14 protein-coding genes are annotated in these 18,896 nt (G+C 49.8%); 7 read left to right on the top strand and 7 right to left on the bottom strand.

Going from position 1 to position 18,896, the window contains the following annotated elements; genetic code table 11:
• The first annotated feature begins 20 nt into the window (after positions 1-20).
• Positions 21-1,238, top strand: a complete 1,218-nt coding sequence (locus HMPREF1493_RS05995; RefSeq protein WP_035428638.1) for an NAD(P)H-dependent oxidoreductase — start codon at positions 21-23, stop codon at positions 1,236-1,238.
• A 506-nt stretch (positions 1,239-1,744) separates the two neighbouring features.
• Here the strand turns inward: HMPREF1493_RS05995 and HMPREF1493_RS05990 are convergent.
• Together HMPREF1493_RS05990 and HMPREF1493_RS05985 are read right to left on the bottom strand one after the other, a co-directional pair.
• Positions 1,745-3,679 (bottom strand): glycoside hydrolase family 2 protein, encoded by a 1,935-nt coding sequence (locus tag HMPREF1493_RS05990; protein ID WP_035428636.1) that lies wholly within the window; start codon positions 3,677-3,679, stop codon positions 1,745-1,747.
• A gap of 210 nt (positions 3,680-3,889) precedes the next feature.
• Complete coding sequence (locus tag HMPREF1493_RS05985) at positions 3,890-4,390, bottom strand: methyltransferase family protein (protein WP_035428635.1); 501 nt, start codon at positions 4,388-4,390, stop codon at positions 3,890-3,892.
• A 287-nt stretch (positions 4,391-4,677) separates the two neighbouring features.
• Here HMPREF1493_RS05985 and HMPREF1493_RS05980 point away from each other — a divergent pair, with 287 nt between their 5' ends.
• Complete coding sequence (locus tag HMPREF1493_RS05980; protein ID WP_035428632.1) at positions 4,678-5,367, top strand: SIMPL domain-containing protein; 690 nt, start codon at positions 4,678-4,680, stop codon at positions 5,365-5,367.
• Between the two features lie 150 nt (positions 5,368-5,517).
• On the opposite strand, the gene HMPREF1493_RS05975 is transcribed toward HMPREF1493_RS05980, so the two are convergent.
• The 5 genes from HMPREF1493_RS05975 to glmS form a co-directional block, all read right to left on the bottom strand.
• Positions 5,518-6,726 carry an ABC transporter permease gene (locus tag HMPREF1493_RS05975; RefSeq protein WP_035428630.1) on the bottom strand — a complete coding sequence of 403 codons (1,209 nt, stop codon included), beginning with the start codon at positions 6,724-6,726 and terminating at the stop codon, positions 5,518-5,520.
• Entirely contained in the window at positions 6,723-7,535 is an 813-nt protein-coding gene (locus HMPREF1493_RS05970) for an ABC transporter ATP-binding protein (RefSeq protein ID WP_035428628.1), read from the bottom strand. The genes HMPREF1493_RS05975 and HMPREF1493_RS05970 overlap by 4 nt, the downstream gene beginning before the upstream one ends.
• 9 nt (positions 7,536-7,544) lie before the next feature.
• Positions 7,545-9,107 carry an efflux RND transporter periplasmic adaptor subunit gene (locus HMPREF1493_RS05965; protein WP_232215526.1) on the bottom strand — a complete coding sequence of 521 codons (1,563 nt, stop codon included), beginning with the start codon at positions 9,105-9,107 and terminating at the stop codon, positions 7,545-7,547.
• A 201-nt stretch (positions 9,108-9,308) separates the two neighbouring features.
• Positions 9,309-10,796: an ATP-binding cassette domain-containing protein gene (locus HMPREF1493_RS05960; RefSeq protein WP_035428626.1), complete on the bottom strand. Its 1,488-nt coding sequence runs from the start codon at positions 10,794-10,796 to the stop codon at positions 9,309-9,311.
• 344 nt (positions 10,797-11,140) lie between these two features.
• Positions 11,141-12,970, bottom strand: coding sequence for a glutamine--fructose-6-phosphate transaminase (isomerizing) (glmS, locus tag HMPREF1493_RS05955; protein WP_035428624.1), 1,830 nt, complete (start codon positions 12,968-12,970; stop codon positions 11,141-11,143).
• Between the two features lie 250 nt (positions 12,971-13,220).
• Here glmS and HMPREF1493_RS05950 point away from each other — a divergent pair, with 250 nt between their 5' ends.
• The 5 genes from HMPREF1493_RS05950 (at position 13,221) to HMPREF1493_RS05930 (ending at position 18,895) form a co-directional block, all read left to right on the top strand.
• A complete protein-coding gene (locus HMPREF1493_RS05950) occupies positions 13,221-13,823 on the top strand; it encodes an MptD family putative ECF transporter S component (protein ID WP_035428622.1) in 603 nt (200 codons plus the stop codon).
• A gap of 44 nt (positions 13,824-13,867) precedes the next feature.
• Positions 13,868-14,557, top strand: a complete 690-nt coding sequence (locus HMPREF1493_RS05945; protein WP_198013765.1) for an energy-coupling factor transporter transmembrane component T — start codon at positions 13,868-13,870, stop codon at positions 14,555-14,557.
• A 7-nt stretch (positions 14,558-14,564) separates the two neighbouring features.
• Positions 14,565-16,070: an ABC transporter ATP-binding protein gene (locus HMPREF1493_RS05940; RefSeq protein WP_035428619.1), complete on the top strand. Its 1,506-nt coding sequence runs from the start codon at positions 14,565-14,567 to the stop codon at positions 16,068-16,070.
• Entirely contained in the window at positions 16,057-17,031 is a 975-nt protein-coding gene (locus HMPREF1493_RS05935) for a helix-turn-helix transcriptional regulator (protein WP_035428617.1), read from the top strand. The genes HMPREF1493_RS05940 and HMPREF1493_RS05935 overlap by 14 nt, the downstream gene beginning before the upstream one ends.
• Positions 17,032-17,134: 103 nt before the next feature.
• A complete protein-coding gene (locus HMPREF1493_RS05930) occupies positions 17,135-18,895 on the top strand; it encodes an ABC transporter ATP-binding protein (protein WP_035428615.1) in 1,761 nt (586 codons plus the stop codon).
• Position 18,896 lies beyond the last annotated feature (1 nt).

Here is an 18,896-nt window from a genome sequence, read left to right as displayed (position 1 = left end):
GCCTGGAAGGAACTACTACTATGAAATTTGTCGGAATCGTCGGTTCAAATGCGGAGATTTCCTATAACCGAAAGCTTCTGCACTTCATCAAAAAGCACTTTTACAAACAGTTTGAGCTTGAGATCCTTGAGATTGATAACATTCCCCTGTTCAACCAGGACCTCAAGTGGGACGAGAACTTCCAGCTCCGCCTGCTGTACAACAAGATTACCCGTGCTGACGGCGTCATTATTTCTACGCCCGAACACAACCATACCATCTCACCTGCGCTTAAGAGCGTCATCGAATGGCTCTCCTACGACGTACATCCATTTGAGAACAAGCCTGTCATGATTGTCGGAGCTTCTTACTACGACCAAGGAACTTCTCGCGCGCAGGTACATCTGCGCAAGATTATGGATGCTCCGGGCGTAAACGCGTACGTTTTGCCTGGTAACGAGTTCCTTCTTGGAAAGGCCAAGCAGGCTTTTGACGAGGACGGCAACATTATCGACGAGCGCACCGTCGGCTTCCTGGGCCTTTGCCTGGATAACTTTGTCAAATACGTAGAGGTGGTCTCCAAGTTGAAGAAGCCAAAGCCAATCGCGCCAGAGGATCTGGACGTAACCAACTCAATTTCCACCACTATCCAGGGCATTGATCCCGACGATCCTGATTGGGTCGAGAAGGCCGCCGAGCTTGTGGGCGCGGTCTCGGGCGACACATACGTTAAGCTTGATCACGGCATTTTGACGGTCAATCAGATTGACATGTTCCTGAAGGCAATGCCATTTGAGCTAACTTACGCGGACGACAACAACCAGTTCCTCTACTACAACAACGCTCATGACAACCCAGATACTATGCTGGCAAAACGTGTTCCTGAGCAGTCGGGTGACCGTCTTTCCACAGTTCACAGCTCTCTTCCCGAGGGTCGCATGAAAAACGTTGAGTTTGTCATCGGCGTGCTTCGCAACGGCGACAAAGAATACGTACGCACCATTGTCCCAGGTACACCAGCCGACATCATCAACACCCACAATTACCAGGCAATGTACTACCCCGATGGCTCGTATGCAGGCATCAACGAGATTGTCTTCAACTTCAAGCCATGGTTGGATTGGTACCTTCAAACCACAGGTCAACGCCTTGTAAGTGCTAACGGCGCAGTTGTTCCACCAGCTGGCGCTCCCGCCCCTGCTGCTGGTGCTCCCGCACCAAGTGCAGGCGTAGATGCTACCTCGGGTGCAAGCGCTTAACGTGCAGCTACGCGCGACCGCGACGCGCGTTTGTAGTGCAGAAACGCGTACTTAGAGAAATACAATCTCCCCTCGCCTTCCAGAAACAGACCTCTGGGAGGCGAGTTTTTGTGTTAAGTTGCAAAATTTCTACTTCAACGAGAAATATATTCATTTCTATGAATATCTATGAGCAGATATTCAATTTTGTGTATCACTCAATTTTTGGACCGAAATTTAAAGTGCTAAAAAGGTAAAAAATCCGTTTAGTTGGAGATCAAATCTTTAAAAAGTCATTTTTATCCCCAACTAAGACGATTTTTTACCACCGTTGCAATTTTTTATCTGCGAAAACTCGTTATACAGAAAAATGAAACTCCAACTAAACGCATTTTTTACCACTTTGGATAGAATCAGCAATTGGTATTACTGGACATACCTCAATTAACTGGGCATCTTTCAGTCCACTACTCATCGCTTAATTTGCCGAGCATCTCTGAGCATTACCCAGCGTCATCCGACAGTCACTACCCGTTGAACTTGTTGATCTTTCGATCGTAAGTAAGCAGGCCGTTTACCTCTTCCTCAACATCAGATACCTGCGTGTAAACGTATCCCGCAAGGCCCTCATCCTGCAGCGATTCCACCTCTGCAAGCAACTTTTTAACAGCAGCTCGCCAATCCTCGACCGTGGAAAAATCACCGTACCCATACGAGTGGTCAAGCGACGTATGACCTGGCATCATTTGAGTAAGACCGCCAAACTCAGAAATTATTGCAGCTCGATTTCCACGCTGCCTCCTCTGCCAACCTGCACGTAACGGCCTGAAGTAATTATGAATGCTCAGGAAATCGCCGCATCCCTGGTCGTACCAGCCGCTTGTTGCATCAATTGGTCGTGTTGCATCCAAGGCGCGAACAGCCTCAGTAGCAGCCCGTGCATCAAACTGTCCCCAACCCTCGTTAAAGAGCGTCCAAAATCCAATCGAAGGATGTCCATCCAGGAGCTTGACCATTTCCTGACAAGTTTCTGTCCACTCCTCGCGATAGCCATCTTCACCTGCGGATAAAGCCTCGTGATGACTTGGTGTTGTGTCGTCAAATCGACCCCAGGTAAAACTGAACAGTGTCGGCTTCTGACTCGTGTGCCAGGGACTATACGCGCTACCTCCCGAAACACAATCCTGCCAAACCAGCATGCCAATACGATCGCAGTGGTAATACCAGCGCTCACTTTCAATCTTGATATGCTTTCGCAGCGTATTGAAACCAGCCGATTTCATAGCCTCTACGTCATATACCAGCGCATCGTCGGACGGAGCCGTCAGCAATCCGTCAGGCCAATAGCCCTGATCCAGCACGCCACGAACAAAATACGGCGCACCATTCAAATGCACCCTTGGCACGCCCGCCACGTCTTTCTTTACCTCAACAGTACGAAACGCGCAATAACTGTGAACTGCATCGACGACCACGCCATCTCGCCGCAGCGTAGCCTCCACGGCATAGAGGTGCGGACTCTCCGGCGACCAAAGCTGCGGGTCATCCACGTGCAACTCAGCATGAATCTCCCCTGCCTCATCCACTGGAAGTGTGGCGAGAAGAACGTCTTGTCCAAGCTCGTCTTTGAGCGCCAACTCCAGCTCACACGCGCTCGTTTGTACACCGTACAACCCGCTTACCTGCACGTTCGCTCTAACCTCAAGCGCGCCAAACATATCACCCTTTAGCGTTAGCGACTCAAGATGAGCTGCAAAAACAACCTCGTACCAAACGCTCTGCCAAACGCCACTCTGAGCGGTATACCAAATGTCGCCACGCGAGAGCCGCTGCTTTCCACGCAGTTGAGAGCCAGTATCGCTCGGATCCCAAACACAAAGCACGAGCTCAGCCGTGTCCGCACTGTCTGCCGTGACCACATTTTCTGTCCTCGCAGCAGACGCAGCACTCTCTTCCGTTTCAGATGAGCCAAGTAAATTCGTCACATCAAAAGAAAACGGCAGGTAACCGCCTGCATGCGTACCAGCAAGCTTGCCATTCACAAAGCACGCGCACATCCAGTCAACCGCTTCAAAATACAGAATAAGTCGCTGGTCATCAGCCAGTTTAGGTAGTTCAATTTTGTGCTTATACCACAAAAATTCGCTCGGCTGCACCGTTCGACCAACTCCAGATAGTGGGGCTTCTGGCGAGAATGGCACCACAATCTGCCCATCCCAACGGGAAGGAATTGCCTGTTGCGCAAGGGTCTTTGCATCCGCCTCGCCATCTACCGGCGTAATCGCATACTCCCACACGCCATTCAACATCGCATACTCTTCGCGCTGCATGCGAGGACGCGGATGCTCAGGCAATACGTTCGATGGGTCAAGCGCCTCTCCCCAAACAGTCGTCAGAGAATTCAGCGTTTCCTCTGTATGCTTTTTGGGTGCACTTGCCAAAACACGACGAATATCCAGCATCGCATCTCTCATTTCTCATGAAGCAGCAGGTACAAGCATTAACAAACTAGCATAACGTATATAGAGCAGGCATATCACAAACATGCCTAGCGTGACGTATGTATATCATAGCCACTTCGTAAAAGAATTTATATAGCGAGAAAACCGAACAAACCCCAGCTCAACTATAGGAGCTAGGGCTTGGCTAAAAGCAAATGTCCACATTAAACGCTAGTGCCTGGGAAACCATGGAATGCAGCGATTGACTCGTTTGCAGTACTCTTTGTACTCATCGCCAAACTGCTCGAGAAGCCACTTCTCCTCTGTAGCCTGCATCATCACAGTTAAAAGCACCCAAAACACAAGGGGTAGTGGTAGCAGATAAAGGTTACTAGAGAGTAGCGCCGCACCCGACATGACAAACGCAAATGCGGAGTAGATAGGGTTTCTTACCAGCGCATAAACACCAGTGGTTACCAGCTGATTTGCAATGATCTTCTCACGAAGCTTTTCTTTGATGGCGGCGGAAACCCAAAGCCAGATGCCCACAATCAGAAAAGCTGTACCCACGGTATGCATTACGCCAACCGTTGCTCGAATGCGAAGATACGGAAGAAATCCCAGTTTAGACAAGGTAATGCACGCAACTGTCAGCGCTGTGATGGCAATCACGTAAGCGGGACCAACACCAAGTACCGGAAGATGATCCTTCTTCTCGTTCTGAGCAGGCATTCGATAAACTCCGTTCAGTTGGAAGTTTGTTAGCTATAGCTAACAACACCATAAAGTTTACACCTAAATCTACACTTTTACATGGGATTTTTGATTTGACTTCATTGATTTTGTTTCTTCGAATTTTCAAATCAATCGCTTATCAAGGTATTGAAAAATACCTATCTAAGTGTCCATCAAGCTGGACACTCAAATTTCTTATTGGACCTATGATTATTCAACAATGAGAAATAAATTACCTGTTCGATCAGCTAATTTTTCTCTAACACCGCTGAAAGGAACGCATCATGGAACGAACAATTGACGTATCAACAAACCTGAGCACACAAGTTGCACCTGACACTATTGAATTTGAAATCAATATTATTGGAACTTGCGACATTCGTGAAAATTGCACCGCTAAATACAATGTGATATTAAAGACCATGAAAGAGGCGCTGGAACAAAACGGTTTGCCATCTTCTATTCTAAAAAATAAGAGTTACTCGGTATCTCCTCATGAAGTCAGAGAGTATCAGAAAGAAGATTCAGATCGATACTATTGTACTCATAAAAAAATTGAAGGATATGATTTTCATGCAAGTCTTTCTATTACTCAAACGCTCCGTGAGGGTCTTCTTGAAAAAATCTGGAAATCCCTAAGTTCATGCGGTGAAGAAGTAACTTTCACATTGAAATACTCGGTTGCAAACAAACATGCTATTAAAGATAAACTTTCTTCTGATGCTATAGTTACTTGCCGTGAAAAGGCGGATATTCTTGCCAAAGCGGCTGGAGTAAAGGTTATTGGATTAAAAGATGCGCATTATACATTCGAGCGCGAAGACTACGGAGAATCGTTAGGCGCTCGTTGTGCACGTGAAACCGTTAGAGTCAAAGATGATGCACCGATTTTTAATCCTGTAGAAATAAAAATCAGCTGCTACGTTGGCACTACATGGGACATCGAGCTCCTACCACCAGATGATCTGCTGTAGCTGCACAATCCACCGCACTTCAAAGGGTTTCTCACCAGGCGAGAAACCCTACTAGTAGCAGGCTATTTTCGTTAGCAGGTTTTTTACGGATGCAGACCGTTTCGGGCGCAAGCTGCTACCGGTTGTACCCCGTTTACGCACACACCCCATTTACTGGTAGCGGAGCGATTCCACAGGATTGAGCTTCGAGGCGCGGCGAGCAGGCCAGTAGCCAAAGATGAGTCCGATGCCAATGCAGATTCCCGAGGTAATCATCACGATGTTTGGCGTGATGATAGGTGTTATTCCCGTCTCAAGCGTAATCATGCTGCTAAACGAGCCAGCCAGGCCCCACGCTCCGGCGTAACCCAGGGCAATGCCAATCACGCCACCCATAATGCAAATCAAAATGGACTCGCACAGGAACTGCTTGGTGATGTCGGACGCGCGAGCGCCCAGGGCCTTTCGCAGGCCAATCTCCCTAATGCGCTCCGTCACGTTAGTGAGCATCATGTTCATGATGCCAATGCCGCCAACCAGAAGCGAAATGCTCGCCGTGGCGGTAACCAGGACCTGGAACGACATAAGCGTGGCGTTCATCTGCTCAATAATGGACGAAAGCGTCATGACCGTCACGCGATCTTCGGCCTGCGCGGACGGAATGTTAAACCAGTCCAGCAACCAGGACTTTGTTTCATCCGCAAGCGCCTTCATGTCAACGTTTTCGCGAGCGTAACCAAAAACCTGGCTGATAGTTTTAGTGCCCGTCAGACGCGCGGAATACGTGGAGTACGGCATGTAGGCCAGCAGCGTATCGCCTTGCCCGCCGCCGTTTGGACCACTGTCAACCACGCCCGCAATGGTGTAGCTGTCGTTGTTGATGCGAACAACCTGTCCAATGGAAGCATCTGCACTGCCAAAGAGTTTCTCGGCAGACAATTTGTCGAGAAGAACGTTTTTAGATGTGTCATCTACGTCGGACTTTGTAAGGAGCGAACCCGCAGATGCCTTGAGGCCCATGACAGTGAAGTAGTCGGGCGTGCAGCCGATGATTCGCGCGTCAAACTGCTTCTCGGCCGAGTTAACGCGGGCCATGGTGGAGTCAATACCGGTGACAAGCTCATACCCTGGTACGCTGAGCTGCAGCATCTCCAGGTCCTGCTGCGTGACCTCGCGGTCTGGCCACGCGTAAATCATGACCATGCGCGACTGGTTGAGGCCTAGCGAGCTGACCAGCGAATACTTGATGCCGTCGATAAGTGCCGTCATCGCAATAACTGCGCTGATGCCAATAACAATGCCCAGCACCGTCAACAAGCTGCGGCCGCGGTTAGCGTTGAGCGCAGACAGGGTTTCTCGCAGCAGATCCATCAGCCTCATAGCGCAGCACCTCCTGTCGCGGGTCGTGCGCCCGTCGCAGCATGTGCGCCCGTCACAGGTCGTGCGCCCGTCGCGGGCTGCACACCCGTCGTGGACTGTGCAGCGTGTTGCTTCACAAACTCCTTTTCCTGCTCGTCTGTGAGCAGGCGGCCGTCACGAATGTGTACCACGCGGTCAGCCCAAAAGGCAGTCTCGGGGTCGTGTGTAATCAGTACGATTGTTTTGCCGCGCTCCTGCATGGACTTGAACGTGTTGAGTACCATCTCACTTGTTGCGGAGTCCAGGTTGCCTGTTGGCTCATCGGCAAAAATAACCGCCGGGTCGTTTACCAGCGCACGAGCAATTGCTACGCGCTGCACCTGACCACCGGAAAGCTCGTTGGACTTATGTTCGTAGTATTCCTCGGGCAGACCAACAGAACGCAGTGCCTTCCAAGCACGCAACTCTCGCTCTTTTGCGGGAATGTCCGAGTAGATGAGCGGCAGCATAACGTTTCGCAGCACCGTAGTGCGCGGCAGTAGGTTAAACGACTGGAAGACAAAGCCCAGACGCGTGGCGCGAATCTCCGCTAGATCGTCATCGGAAAGATCTGCAACCTCAAGTCCCTCGAGCTTGTACGAACCAGCAGTAGGAGTATCCAGGCAACCCAAAATGTTCATCAGGGTTGATTTGCCCGAGCCTGACGGACCCATGATGCAAAGAAACTCGCCCTTCTCCACAGTCAGGGAAACACCCCGTAGAGCGTGCGTCAAACCTGCAGCCGTCTCGTAAATGCGATGCAGCTTATGTACCTCAATTACCTTGGACATACGCGTCGCCTACTTGGAATCTTTGGAGCCTGTTGTGTCAGTCGATGAGCCAGACGTTGCGCCTGCCGGAGCGTCCATAGCCGCGCCCTGAGATGGACCGCCAGCGCCACCGCCAATCATCACCTCAGTGCCGTCCTCAATGCCAGTACCTTCAATGACGGCCGTCGTAGAACTTTGTGCCTTTACGGTCACCGATACGCGCTTTACCTGAGGATAGCCCTTCTCGTCACGAGAAGTAACAACATTGACGTAAGCGCCATCGCCATCGTCCATGACAGCAACAAGGGGTACGGTCAGCACGTTGTCCATGTACTGAATCATGATGTCCACGTTGGCAGTCATACCTGGCTTGATGGAGGCGTCGGGACTGCTAATAAGCAGGTCAACGGTGTAAGAAACAATGGATCGACCGGGGTTATCGTAACTTGCACCTGCGTCGGCGCCGTTGGACGAAACAGCAGAAACGTGAGTAACCACTGCATCGCAATACAGGTCTCGCAGAGCTGTAAAGCTGACCTGCGCCTTCTGGTCAACGGCGATGCGAGAAATGTCTACCTCGTTAATCTGGACGTTCACCTTCATCTGGGAAAGGTCCGCGATAGTAATCAGAGGACCGGCGTTGCCAGCACCTGGCGCAGACGAGCCAACCGAAGCGCCGTTCACCGCGTTCATCACAATAACCGTTCCGTCACATGGAGCGGTGACTACACGCTTATCTGCCTGGGCAATTGCGTCGTTGTAAGCAGAGCGAGCCTCCTCAAGCGCAATCTGGGCGCTCTCCAGATTTGCCTCTGCCGCTTCCACAGCCGCAGCAACAGACGCAGCGTTTGCCTCCTGACCCTCCGCGCCTGCCTCTGAGACACCATTGCGAGCGGAGACCAGAGCCGAGCGTGCTTTGCTAACCTCATTCTCAGCAGCTTTTACCTGTTGGGCAGCCTTACGCACAGCTTTGTCTAGCTCGTCGTTCTTAATGGTAAAGAGCTTGTCACCCTTATGGACGTACGTACCCTCGGAAACCTGAACATCCTGAATAATGCCATCTACCTCGGGAGTTACCACAGTTGACGACACAGGCTTGATGGATCCAGACGCGGAAACAGAATCGCTGAACTCGCCGCGCGTGACAAACGTGGTACTTGGCATCACGGTAGTGTTCTGGCCCTGTCCGCCCTGGCACATAGGCAAAATAAACAATGTGACGAGAAGAACAAAGACTCCAGCGGCTATTCCTGCCTTGATAAGTTTCTTTTTACGACGAGCTTTGCGGTGACGCGCAAGACTCTCGTACGCCTCACGAGCCTCAGCGTCTTCCTCACTTTCACCTGGAGAAATGACGCCAATCTGCGAGCTTAAGTTAGCCGTCTGATCAGCAATCGTTGGCAGCGTAGATGCAAAGGTTGCCTGTTGATATCCCTCAGGAGGTGTGGGGATGTTGGGGGCTCCGGCACCCGCACCAGCAGCATCCACAGCGCCAGCGGAACTCGCGCCCGCAGCGCCTGTGCCTGCGTTGCCAGCAGCACTTGCATTTCCCTCGTTAGCTTCTTGCTTTGAACCGTGGTTGAAGTGAAGCATAGGTCCCTCCGAAATCCATGCTTAAAACACGAAAAATCCCAGAAGAAATCAGTTTGACCTTTCAGTTTATATAAAAATTTTCAGCAGAAGTTAGTTTGCTTAAACAACTACGGCGAGCGGTATAAAAGTAACGGTCTGTGTCAGTGAGCTACTCAAACACAAACGCGCAACCACCGTAACTGTCCAACGTATTTCTCGCCCCTATTGCACCACAAGCTCAAGGTTGTCATTTGATCGCTGAATGCTCCATTTTATCGATGTAGCGGAATCAACCAGCGAGAGATCATGTGAGACCAACAACAAAGCTCCTGGATATTCAGACAATAAACGTTCAAGCGCTACGGTTGAACCAAGGTCCAAATAGTTAGTTGGCTCATCCACTACGATAAGCTCTGGTAATTCGAGCATTCCCAGCGCAAGCATAAGCTTTCTCATTTCACCTGGACTGGTCAACTCACCTGCAAGAACATAATCAGGGTCGGAATTAAGTTGTGCCACAATAGACAACACTCTTCCACGCTGAGAGTTTGATAACCCTTTAATCTTTCTTATCGTCTGCTTTTCCTGCAGTTCAGTTGGCTCCTGAGGAATATATAACATCCGTACATCATCAGAAATACTTGAAATAATTTTCTTTATCAGCGTTGTTTTACCACAGCCATTATCGCCAACAACGCCAATATGATCCGTATTACCAATAAATAGCGGTGGTGTTTGTAGATGGCAATCTCCTATGAGAATGCTGTTGGGCTCCATCCTCAATAAAACTTTTCTATTACTTGCTTCACTATCCAGCCAGATATTGGAATCGTATTGTTTCTCAACCTGAATACCTGTGGCTTTACCTGTTGCCTTCTCAAGTCTATCCAACATGCGAGCAGCAAGCTTCCCAGCTTTACCGTCTTGACCTGAAACTATATAGCCCCGCTTTTTTGCACGCGCATCACTGTCATGCTTATCAATGTTTCTTCCACTTTTACGAGCCTGAACTCTAGAAGCCTCTTCTCTGCGCCGTTGGGTTTCTCGCTCTATGCGAGCCTTCTCTTTTTGCGCTGTTTCCTTTGCGTGCAATGCGCTAGAGCGTTCAAGCTCTACCTGCGATGACGCCTGAGAATAACCGCCGGTCCTCATATTTGCCGTGCCGTTAGCTACAAATAAACATTGAGTACAGAGTTTATCCAGCAACTCCCTATCATGTGAAATAAGCACCCCAATACCCTTGAACTGCGATAAAGCTGCAAAAAGAGCATGTTTTGTTGACACATCCACATGATTAGTGGGCTCGTCTACCACCAGAACGTCAGGTGAAGCCCATAAAGCGCACGCTACCTGGAGACGTTTCTGCTGGCCACACGAAAGCGTTTCAAAACGCCAAGGCCAATCATCCCCCAAAGCAAGCTCTCGCCTCAATTTAATTGCTGCATCATCGTAGGCAACAGCAAAATCAAAAAGATTCGGTGGGGTCTCCGTTGCATTTTGAGCACAATATGCCGAGAAAAACGATGGGCTTATAACTCCCCTGTCAGGTTGCAAGAGACCACATACGATACGTGCGAGGGTTGTTTTACCAGATCCGTTATTACCAACAAAGCCGGTCCATCCCTGTGGAAGCACAATGGTCACATCATGTAAGGTAGGCTCCACCGCTGATGGATAGGTATATTCAATATTTGAAAGATTAAGCTGCATGATACCTCGGTTCTGCCGAAGACCACGCGGAGTAGTATGCAAGTATGCAAAGATAAATGGCTATGAATTACAACATGAGTGAGCAATACTACACCCGCGGTAGTACCGTCAGCGACGTTACGTGAATTCGGGTTTATGAGTATCGCTAGTTCTTCATGCACCTAATCCCTTCTCGCACCAGCGCTTGCCAAAGGCCCTGGTGAATCAATTAAAACCATAATAGCTTTGAGAACGCACTAGTACAAGAAGGAATCACTGAGGCAAAATAGTTTTATCCTAAATCTTCAACTCAAACTTTTCTTTATCCAACATTTTGATTACCTTTGCTGGACTTTCAGCCACAACTATTCGACCGTTACTGACTTTGCAAGGTTTCTTGGCTTATCAACGTCACAACCACGTGCAAGAGCCACGGAGCGCGCAAAAAGTTGAAAAGGTACCGAAGCAATGATTGGCGAGAAGGCATCTCTGACTTTAGGCACGTAGATGACATAGTCGGCATGCTTTTTGATTTCCTGATCACCTTCGGTCGCCACAGCAATAATCATGGCGCCGCGTGCTCGAGATTCTTGGATATTGGAAATCATCTTGTCGTATACCGGAGAGTTAGTTGCCACGGCAATGACAGGATAGCCTTTGGACAGAAGTGCAATGGGGCCATGCTTCATTTCTCCTGCAGCATATGCCTCAGCATGAAGATAGCTAATTTCCTTGAGTTTGAGGGCACCTTCGTAGCAAATAGCAGCTCCCATGCCACGACCAATGAACAAAGCATCATTGGCATCTTTGCAGGCCTGCGCGGCAATGTCGATAGCTTTTGTATCGCTGAGGACTTCTTCGACCTGCTCGGCGGTATCGGCAAGTTCTTTAAAGAGCAAGCGTATCTGAGCAATTGAGAGCTTTCCTTTTGCCTGCGCAAGAACCATAGCAAGAAGTGTTAGGCTCACAATTTGGCCAAGGAAAGATTTGGTTGAGGCAACGGCAATCTCCTTGTTAGCCTTAGTGTAGATAACACCATCAGACTCACGGGCCACGGGACTACCAATAACGTTGGTGATACCAAAAACCTTAGCGCCTTTGATGCGGGCGTCGCGGATGGCAGCAAGAGTATCAGCGGTCTCACCGGACTGAGAAACAGCAACTACCAGCGTTGACGGAGTAATAATGGGGTTTCGATAACGAAATTCACTCGCAGCTTCAACTTCGACAGGTATGCGGGCCCAGCCTTCAATAAGCTGACGGGCGATAAGACCAGCGTGATAGCTAGTTCCGCAGGCAATGATATAAACGCGATCAATTAAACGGAGCTGTTCCAAGGACATACCCAGCTCATCAATGGAAAGTACGCCGTTGGTCAGACGTCCTGCAAGGGTATCGCGGATAACACGTGGCTGCTCATGGATTTCTTTGAGCATGAAATCGGGGTAGCCGCCCTTCTCGACAACATCAACATCCCAATCAACATGCATGACTTTAGGTTGAATGGGATTTCCATCAGCATCGGTATAGCTGATGCCATCGGGCTCCATAACAGCAAACTCGTTGTCACCAAGAACAGTGACATCTCGGGAGGCTTCGATAACCGCAATGATGTCAGATGCAACGTAGCTGCCCTTCTCGCCATGTGCAAGGACAATGGGAGAATCTTTGCGAGTAACTACAATGCGACCGGGTTCCTGAGAGCATATAACAGCAAGGCCATAGGTTCCTACAATTTGCGAGCATGCCTTGGCAACAGCATCGCGAAGGTTGCCTCTGTAGGCTTCTTCAATAAGGTGAGAAACGACTTCAGTATCGGTATCGCTGCGGAATTTGTGCCCCCGAGCCTCAAGCTGCTCACGGAGTTCGGCAAAGTTCTCGATGATGCCGTTGTGTACGACGGCAATTTGATTGTCACAAGAGGTATGTGGGTGGGCGTTGCGCTCACTTGGAGCGCCGTGCGTTGCCCAACGGGTATGTCCGATGCCACAGGGGCTTGCATTATTGAGGTACTCCACCGCTTCAGCTAATCCCGCAACTTTTCCTACGCGATGTACGACCGTAAGTTCTTCGTTGGTTGTGTTTTGCAAAGCAATACCGGCAGAATCATACCCACGGTATTCGAGACGTTTAAGACCTTCAATGAGGACATCTTTTGCACTTTGGTGTCCGGTAAAACCAACGATGCCGCACATATATAAACTCCAATCGTGTGCTTCTGGGAGTGTCACAGAAACGATTAGTTTTAATCAACCCACTCTATTTTAGCGAGTTATATAGGCGAACTTGTATGGTATTAAAAAGGCAGTTGGCAAATACTTATCAGAAAGCGAATAGCAGCTATACGATACAAACGGGACATAATGATACAAATGGGCTATTGACTGAGTTTCTGTGTGTCTATCCTTTATAAGTTAGATAAAGCTAACCGAAAGGAGACGCATTATGCCTGAAACACCCTCAGTCAAGAAAAAAGGACTGCAACCAAAAGACCTTATAAACATCGGTATCTTCACTGCTCTCTACTTCATAATCATCATGGCTGTGGCAATGCTGGGATACGTTCCCATATTCATTCCATTGCTCTCCGTCATCTGCCCGCTTATCGGAGGCATTCCGTACATGCTCTATATCACAAAAGTAAGGCATTTCGGAATGGTTTTCATCATGGGAACCATCCTCGGACTCCTTATGGGTCTCGGTGGCATGGGCGTATATGCCTTTATCACCGGACCAGTATGTGGTCTTCTCGCCGACCTTGTCCTCAGAAGCGGTAACTATAACAGCGCAGGGCGCGCCGTAATTTCACACGGAGTCCTGAGCGTATGGTTGATAGGCAACTATATTCCCATCGTCATGAATCGCGCGAGCTACTTCGCAGGTATCGCCTCTGGCTACGGACAGGAATATGCCAACGCCCTCTCCAGCTACATTCCTGACTGGAGCCTTCTACCTCTTGCTCTTGCTGCATGTATCGCAGGGTGTATCGGAGCTGTCATCGGCAAGAAACTCCTCCACAAGCACTTTGAGCGAGCCGGCATCGCATAATGAAAAACGGGCTGTTCCTCTCAACTGCCAATAACCGAGGGCTCGTGCTTGATCCCCGCACTAAAGTGCTTGCCACACTCGTCGTCTCAACAATTATGCTTGGGTCTTATAACGTGGGGCCTCTCCTTGTAATTAAGCCGCTGCTTATTGCAACACCTTTCATCATGCTAGCCCTCTCTCACCATTTCCGCTCAGCAATCACCTACCTCACGTTATACGGGGCTGCAAGCGCTGTGGCAGCAATCGCGGAATCATGCCTCACTGGAGTTGCTCTCTTTGCCACGCTCGGCATCTCGGGAATCGTAAGGCAGTTCGCCCCTGGTATTGCCATGGGAACCTGGCTAGTCACAACCACGTCAGTGAGTGAGTTCATGGCAGCATGCGACCGCATGCACATGCCTCAGGCCGTAGAAATTCCCCTTGTCGTAATGCTTCGATACTTCCCAGCAATAGCCGACGACTACCGACAGATAGCTGCTGCTATACGCATGCGCAGCAGCAAGACAACCAGAAACCCTATCTCTGCCATCGAGAATTGCCTGGTACCGCTGCTTGTCTCGGCAGTGCGAGGCGGAGAAGACCTCTCTGCCTCAGCGTTGGTACGAGGGCTTGGTGGACCAACAGCTCGCACAAACATACATGAAGCGCGTATGCGCGTACGAGACTGGATAGTAATCGCCTTTCTCGCCATAGCCACTGTCTGCGCGGTAATCACGCCATTGTTCTACTACTAGGATTGAAATGATCGAGATAAAAAATGCATGCTACTGCTATCAGGCAAGCGAGAAAAACAGCCTCTCCGAGGTCAACCTTAACGTAGCCCCTGGTGAAGTAGTCTGCCTGACGGGTGCCTCAGGATCTGGAAAGACAACCCTAACAAGGCTCGTCAATGGCCTCATCCCCCATTATTATGAGGGAAAACTCTCAGGGAAGATTGAGGTCTGTGGTCTTACACCATCCAACCACGAGCTTTGGGAACTAGCGCCAAAGGTCGGATCAGTATTCCAGAATCCTAAGACCCAATTTTTCTGTTTAGATACAACCGGTGAACTTGCATTTGCATGTGAGAACCAAGGAATAACGCCTGACAAGATACGCACACGCTTAAAGGACGTCGCCAACGCGCTTGAGCTCACAGATCTTATCGACCGCAGCTGCCTCTCACTTTCTGGTGGAGAAAAACAACGCGTTGCCTGTGGCTCAGCCACTATGCTTGACCCAGATGTTCTTGTCCTTGACGAACCATCCTCCAACCTTGACTTCGCTTCCATAGGGCTTCTCCGAAAGATTGTTGCAAAATGGAAAGCTGAGGGCCGCACTGTGCTCATCTCCGAGCATCGACTCAATTGGTTGGAGGGCATCGCCGACCGCATTATTGTGATGCGCTCAGGCAGCGTGGAACGCGAGATTGACTCCAAGCAATTCTATGCATCCACTGCTGCCGAGGCGCGAGCGCTTGGTCTACGTGCACCAACCTTTGCGGCCATTGCTGCTGAACAGTGCTGCGCACGATGCGAGAAGAACGAGTTTGTTGAAATAAGGGATATGGACTACCACTACCCGCAATCGAGCCGCGGCATCAACGTTTCTCGCATCGCCTTTAGGCGAGGAGGTGTCACTGCCATCATCGGAAGCAATGGTGCCGGAAAGTCTACCTTCGCACGCTGCATCTGCGGTCTTGTAAGCGGTTGCAGAGGGACCATAGATGTTGGAGAAGGTCCTAGCCCATTCTCAAGCAGACCAAAGAACAGCTACTTGGTTATGCAAGACGTGAGCCATCAGCTCTTCCGAGAGAGCGTATTTGATGAGGTACTCGACTCCACGAGACGTGCTGACGAGCACCTTACCCGTACTATACTTGCATCGTTGGACTTAACTGAACTGGCACAACGCCATCCGCTGTCGCTTTCAGGAGGCCAAATGCAACGCGTTGCCCTCGCTACGGCACTTGCATCAGGTCGTGACTTACTCGTGCTTGACGAACCTACCAGTGGGCTTGACCTTGCCCATATGGAACAGGTTGCTGCAAGCGTTACCGCAGCAGCAGCGGAAGGACGAGCTGTCGTGGTTGTAACACATGATCCTGAGTTCATCAGAGCATGTTGCACCGACTTTGCCCGCATGGAAGACGGATCGTTTGTAGACCAAGGCGCGCTCGATGATGCGGGCTGGTCAAAGGTACTGTCATTTTTTGAGAACACTCTTCAGAGAAACGAAGGGGATTGGAGACACGATGGACATTGCTAACTATGCTGACATGGGTGGCAACGTCCGTCGCGTGACGCACGATACAGATCATTCTGTATGGAGGGCGGAAGGTACTGACGGACAGGGCATCATGACAATGCACGATGTCATGCCTGGAATTACCCTCATGTTCAATGACTTCACAAGCGTATGGAACCTTGAGTCGGGCTTTAAACTTACCCCAGGATCACACATGCTCTGCCTGAACTATTGTCGAGAAGGAAGAATTGAGTGGGAGTCCGGGACTGACTCATGCCTGTACCTTGACGTAGGTGATCTTGGCATTGACGATCATGCAAGACATGAAAGTCTCTTTCGGTTTCCGTTTGGACACTACCGTGGTGTCACCGTCTGTCTTGATCCCGACATAGCAGATAAATCGCTGCAATCAATGTTTCCCGAGGGCTTTCCTGTAAGTGTTAAGCAGCTCTACGAGAGGTTCTGTTCAAGCGATGAACCAAGTGTGCTCCGTAGCGGACCGTCGGTCGAGCATATTTTCTGCGAGATATATAACGCTCATGACCGCTTTAGAGATGCTTACCTAAAACTCAAGATTATGGAGCTTCTCTTGTTTCTCGGCAGTAATATTCCTGAAGGCGGACGTATTGGACAGTACGGTCTCACGCGCGCACAGGTTGATAAGGTAAAGGAAATAGAACGAGCTATAACCTCTGATCTTTCTTCCCACAAGACACTCAAAGAGCTCTCACAAGAGTTCGAGTTTCCCTATGCCAGCATGCAGCGATGGTTCAAAGAGGTTTATGGCGCTAGTGTGCATGCATACCTCACACGCTATCGCATGGCACAAGCTGCAACCCTCCTCCGGACAACCTCCAAGCCAATTGGTGAGGTGGCATTTGAAGTCGGATATACCAATGCCTCAAAATTTGCTTCCACATTCCGCAATGTCGTTGGCATGGCACCTGGCGATTACCGTGAAAGCGCTGGACAAGAAAGATAATCCACCCGCATAGATACACTTGGAGCTAGCCGCGACAATCGGGCTTTTCTCATTCAACGAGACATGAATACAATTTGCTCATACTCGTCGTTTGGGAGGACCCATGGACCCTAGCAAAAAGAAAAAGAGCAGTTGGATACAGCAGCTTGCTTCATTTACACGCGGACAGCGTCTAAAACTTGGAGCCTCGCTGTTATGTGCTGTGGTAGGTGTTGTTGGAGGCATTGTTCCCTTTTTTGCTGCCTACAAGTTGATTGCGCTCTCATTATCAGGCACCCTTGCCATCAGTGAAGTTGGACACTGGACGCTCATTGCCCTTCTCGGAGTGGCAGTTCAGACAATAGGCTATCTAGCCTCAACATCGACATCACACAGCGTTGCCTACCATACGCTTGAAAACTTGCGAAACGCCGCTTGCAAACAGCTTGCTGCATGCTCCCTCGGCGATGTTCAATCAGCGCCCTCTGGAGCACTTAAGAAAATAATCATTGACGATATTGAGCAAATGGAGCTGCCCATTGCCCACGTTATCCCGGAATTTACCAGCAATGTGCTTCTTCTCGTCTTGTGTTTTGCAATCGTGTGCTCAATTGATATCCGGCTCGCTCTCTCTATGCTCATCGCGCCAGCCTTGTCAATTGTGCCTCTTTCGCTCCTTTTTAAAAACTTTGAACGAGACTATGCAGCATACTGGACAGCAAGTGAGCGCGTTAACTCAACACTCGTCGAATACATCGATGGAATCGAAGTCATCAAGACTTTCAACCAAGCCGACTCCTCGTATGCTCGCTTTCGTAACGACATCTCCGAATTTGAGAAACTAACACTTGCCTGGTATAGGTCTGCTCGTGTCCCTATGAACGCCATGTTTGCAATACTGCCAACGCTTCTTCTGGGTGTTGTACCAGTTGGATGCATTCTTGTAGCTTCGGGCAGTATCGACGTAGCTCAGATGGCTCTTGCATGTATGTTGTCAATCGGCGTCATTGGTCCTCTCACTAAAATTACGCAGTACACCAATATGTTCAAGGAAATCGAGAAGGTAATGGACAGCGTTAGTAAGCTGTTAGAGATGAAACCCCTACCCGAAGTCTCCTCTCCCGCACTCATCACGTCCCACGATGTCTCATTCAAGAACGTCCGATTCTCATATTCCAACGAAGAAGTGCTCCACGGAATCTCTCTTGAAGTGCCTGAAGGTACCTCGTGTGCTCTGGTGGGACCAAGTGGTTCTGGAAAGTCAACAATGGCCAAACTCATTGCTCGATTCTGGGATGCAGGATCAGGAACAATCCGTATCGGGGAAACTGACGTTCGCGATATACCACTTGATCAGCTAGCTGGTCTTGTAAGCTTTGTGACTCAAGACAATTTCCTCTTTAATCGAACAATCTTTGAGAACGTAAGGCTCGGACGTGAGGGTGCAACTGACGCCGAGGTAGAGCGCGCACTTGCCGCTGCGCACTGTGAAGAGTTGGCAGATAAGCTTGCAAATGGATTTGAAACCCTTTCCGGAGAAGCCGGAGGAGCTCTTTCGGGTGGAGAACGCCAGCGCATCTCTATCGCGCGCGCCTATCTAAAAGACGCGCCGATTCTTGTGCTTGATGAGGCAACTGCGTTCATAGACCCCGAGAGTGAGGAGCTCATTCAACAGGCGCTTTCAGAACTTGCACGTGGAAAGACGCTGATTGTAATCGCACACAGAATCTCAACGGTACGTAATTTTGACAAGATAGTAGTCATGGATTCCGGAAACATCGTCGCTGAGGGAACACATACGGACCTCCTCGGCTCAAGTGACCTCTATCACCGCATGTGGGAAGCACATATCTCCAATGGAACTCATGAAGTGAGAAAGGGGTAGC

Origin of the sequence: Atopobium sp. ICM42b (assembly GCA_000564995.1) — a bacterium.
Lineage (GTDB): Bacteria > Actinomycetota > Coriobacteriia > Coriobacteriales > Atopobiaceae > Lancefieldella.
The sequence above is the reverse complement of the archived record's forward strand: the minus strand, read 5'-3'. Positions and strand labels throughout refer to the sequence as shown.